Source organism: Henriciella sp. (genome assembly GCF_049649345.1).
Taxonomy (GTDB): Bacteria; Pseudomonadota; Alphaproteobacteria; order Caulobacterales; family Hyphomonadaceae; genus Henriciella.
Genome location: NZ_JBARZC010000200.1, coordinates 1 through 3,999, shown reverse-complemented (window position 1 = coordinate 3,999; position 3,999 = coordinate 1). Strand labels below are relative to the sequence as shown.

Here is a 3,999-nt window from a genome sequence, read left to right as displayed (position 1 = left end):
TCACAAGCCCGCGCACCGCAGCCGAAGCAATAGGCCGGGCGAGAAACACGTGTCTGTCGATACCGGCCTCTGCCATCCAGTCGAGCGGCAGGTAGAGCCGGCCGGCGCGCGCATCCTCCCCGACATCGCGGGCAATATTGGTCAGCTGCATGGCGAGGCCGAGGTCGCAGGCCCGCGCTGCGGCGACGCCCGTGCGGTTGCCCATCAGCACCGTCATCATCGCCCCGACGGACCCGGCCACACGCGCGGCATAATCAAGCAGATCATCGAGCGTCTGATAGGTCCGCCCCTCACTGTCCCAGCGCATACCCTCAAGCAGCGCCTCTGGCAGCGCACGCGGCAGATCATAGGCCCGCACCACATGGCAGAAGGCCCGGTCGATCGGGCTGTCGGCTGGCTTATCGGCATAGATGAGATCGAGGCGCTCAGACAGCTGGTCGAGCGCTGCGGCCGGGTCGCTACCGAGATCGATCTCGTCATCGGCGAGCCGGCAGAAGGCATAGGTGGCAAAAGCGGCCTTCCTTATGTCCGCCGGCAGCATCAGCGAGGCAAAGTGAAAGCTCTTCGAACCTGTCTTGATCATCCGGCGGCAATGGCCAAAATCCTGGGGGAAGCCGACACGCGGATCAGGCAAACTGGCTGGCATCAGGCACCACCTCATCTAGGACGCGCGCAGAAGACAGCACGCCGGGCACACCGGCGCCCGGATGCGTGCCGGCGCCAACAAGAAACAGATTTTCAACCGCGCCGAGCCGGTTGTGCGGGCGAAACCAGGCGCTTTGCGTTAGCACCGGTTCAAAACTGAACGCGCCGCCGCGATAGGCGCGATAATCGGTCTCGAAATCGGGCGGCGTCAGCAGCCGCGACGACATGATCGCCTCATCGAGCCCCGGCATGACGGTTTCACACAGCCGCTTTTCTATGGATTTGCGATAGGGCTCCGCCATCTTCGCCCAGTCCACATCGCCTTCGAGGTTGGGCACTGGCGAAAGGACGTAAAACGCATCGCATCCAGGCGGCGCGAGAGACGGGTCGCGGCTCGTCGGGCGGTGCAGATAGAGGCTGAAATCCTCAGACAGTTTATGATGCTGGAAGATGTCCTTGAGCAGGCCCTGATAGCGCGGACCGAGGAGGATGGTGTGGTGAGCGACCTCCGGAAACTGCCGCTTGGTGCCGAAATACCAGACGAACAGCCCCATCGAGATCTTCGCCTTGTCGACCGCTTTGGGCGACCAGCGCCGGCGGGCCGATGAGGGCAGAAGATCGCGCAAGGTTGTCGCCGAATCGGCATTCGAGACGACGATATCGGAATAGAGCTTTCGCCCGTCTGCGAGGCGCACACCGGCCGCCCTGCCCTGCTCGACGAGGATTTCATCAACGTCCTGGCCAAATTCAAAGGACCCGCCCTGGCGCTCGATCAGCGCCTGCAGCCCGCGCACCAGCGCGCCTGTCCCGCCAACGGCGTAGTGGACACCCCATTCTCGCTCGAGATGCGGGATCAGCCCATAGACCCCGCTCGCCGTCAGCGGATTGCCGCCGATCAGCAGCGGGTGAAAGCTGAACACGACGCGCAGCTTCTCATCTTTAATGTAGCTCGCCACGATATTGTACATCGACTTCAGCCCGCCAAAACGGACAATGTCCGGCGCGGCTTTCAGCATGTCAGCGACATTGCCGAAGGAGACATGCCCCATCTCTTCAAAGGCGGTCCGGCAAAGCTCGGCCGAGCGCTGCATGAAGCGCTCATAGCCCTTCACATCAGACGGCGAAAACCGCTCGACTTCGGCGCGCATGGCGACCGGGTCGCCCGAATAGTGGAACACATCGCCATCATCGAACCGGATGTCGTAAAAGCCCTCGATCGGCTTGACCTCGACATGATCGCTCATCCGCTCACCGGCCAGAGTCCAGAGCTCTTCGAACAGGAAGGGCGCTGTGATGATGGTCGGGCCGGCATCGAAGGTGAACCCGTCCTGGCAGAACACGCGCGCCCGTCCGCCGGGCTGGTCCAGCCGCTCGACGACTTTCACCCTGTATCCGCGTGCGCCGAGCCTGACAGCCGCAGCGAGCCCGCCAAATCCCGATCCGATGACCAGCGCAGTCGGCGCCGTTTCGCCCAGGACCCCGGCGGGCCGGATATCGACATGTGTACCCATTGGTTTACACAGAACACTGTCCACCCGGATTCTGCAAGTCTTTAGTCGCGATCGGCGGGCGGGTTTTCCTTCTCGATATGCTTGCGCATGCGCCAGACGCCGAAGGCGGTCAGCCCCAGGACAAAGGGCACGGCGATACCGGTGATGAGCTTGGGGTTGGTGCCCGGACTGCCATAGGCAATCGCTTCGGCGACATAATTGACCAGCCCGATCAGGTAATAGCTGATCGCGGCAATCGACAGGCCTTCCACCGTCTGCTGAAGGCGCAGCTGGAGCGCGGCGCGCTTGTCCATGCTCTCCATCAGGCGCTGGTTCTGCTGCTCAAGCGAGATGTTCACCTTGGTCGAGAGAAGCTGCGTTGCCCGGTCGACGCGTTGCGACAGCGTCTGCATCCGGCCTTCGACAGAACTGCTCGTTCGCATGGCCGGAGCGAGACGGCGCTCAATGAATTCGGCGAAGGTCTGCATGTCTGTGACGCGCGATTCGCGAAGCTCGGAGGTTCGCCGCTGGACGAGCGCGTAATAGGCCGAGGCCGCGCCAAAGCGGAACTGGCTCTGCGCATAGCCAAGCTCGATCGCCGCCTGCAGCGTGGTCAGCTGCTCCAGCAGGTCGGTATCATTGTCGAGTTCCGGGTCTGACATTTCAGACGTTATCTGCGACAGCCCATACTCCCAGCCCGACAGTTTGAGGATCAGATCCTGCGCCATGGGCAGCGCCAGCAGCGCCATCACACGGTAGGTCTCGATGTCGAGCAGCCTTTGGATCGTCCGCCCGAAATGCGCATCCGACATGCCCTTGTCGAGCACGATATAGCGGCTGAAACCATCATCATGCAGGCGGAAATCCGTCGCCACCAGGCCAAGGCCGCCAGCCACTTCCGCCCCGATCAGGCTTTGCGAGGGGAAATAGGCCTTCGCCTCCGAAATCATCTCCTCGCGGTCCGAAGCGCGCACCAGATCGAGATGCACTGCGCTGATCAGCTGGCCCGGCATCTTGGTCAGCCAGTCATTCGGAAGCGCCTCCAGCGCCGTCTTGTAAGGCTTCGCATCGCCCTCGATGATGACGGTGTAGCGCATGAATTCGGTATGATGCTCCCAGACCAGGGTCACCCCATCCATGTCGACCTTGTGATATTTCTTGCCGGGCTCAGGCGCTGGGGCGCCAAACCGCTTTGTCAGCTTTTCGACATAGGCCCGGTCATCATCGTGAAACGGGCGCTCGGTCGTCAGCGCGATACAGGAGATTTTCGCCGGCGCCGTGACCGGATGCGGCGGGCGCGCATGCACTTCATTGCTGAGTTCAACCCGTTTGGGGTGTTCCTGCGGCAGCTCTACCATATCCGATCCCTCCCGGATTGATGCCAGGAAGCGGTATTGGCCGGGTCGCTGGCAGGGCTCACTGGCTCACTTTCAGTCGGTCCCATTCGCCCCTTATGACGTTTGCTACCGTCTCGGGGGCCTCCTCATGGGCCAGATGGCCAAGCGCTTCCAGCTCAAGATAGCTTCCCTGAGGGGTTCGTCCAGCAGCCTCTTTCGAAATTCGCGGCGGCACGGCCTTGTCAGCGGCCCCGGCGATGTAGACGGCAGGGATGTGGATGCGCTCGCAATCGCGTTTGAGCGTGCTCAGATTCCAGTGCGCCATCATCATCAGCGCGCCCTGGACGTGGCCCTGTCGGCGCAGCAAGGTCGAATAGGATTCGCCGTCCACCCTGTCCGGGTCCGAGCCGATATTCGTGACCAGGCGGCGGACCTGCGCCCGGCTCGCCGAATTGCGCGACACCATCCAGGCCGCCACGCCGCCAAACGTCGCCGCTTTCGCAATCGCAGGCGCAATCGTCTGCATC

The 3,999-nt window shown here is 62.5% G+C and carries 3 protein-coding genes and 1 pseudogene; all 4 read right to left on the bottom strand.

Annotation, left to right across the window (positions count from 1 at the left end; genetic code table 11):
* The coding region (locus WA989_RS04990) for a phytoene/squalene synthase family protein (protein ID WP_424339406.1) at positions 1 to 646 on the bottom strand (646 nt) is incomplete at its 3' end.
* Positions 627 to 2,156 carry a phytoene desaturase family protein gene (gene crtI, locus WA989_RS04985; protein ID WP_424339405.1) on the bottom strand — a complete coding sequence of 510 codons (1,530 nt, stop codon included), beginning with the start codon at positions 2,154 to 2,156 and terminating at the stop codon, positions 627 to 629. The genes WA989_RS04990 and crtI, both read right to left, overlap by 20 nt.
* A gap of 41 nt (positions 2,157 to 2,197) precedes the next feature.
* Positions 2,198 to 3,493, bottom strand: a complete 1,296-nt coding sequence (locus WA989_RS04980; protein ID WP_424339404.1) for a DUF3422 family protein — start codon at positions 3,491 to 3,493, stop codon at positions 2,198 to 2,200.
* Positions 3,494 to 3,551: 58 nt separating this feature from the next.
* A pseudogene (locus WA989_RS04975) lies at positions 3,552 to 3,999 on the bottom strand (alpha/beta fold hydrolase BchO); the annotation flags it as partial.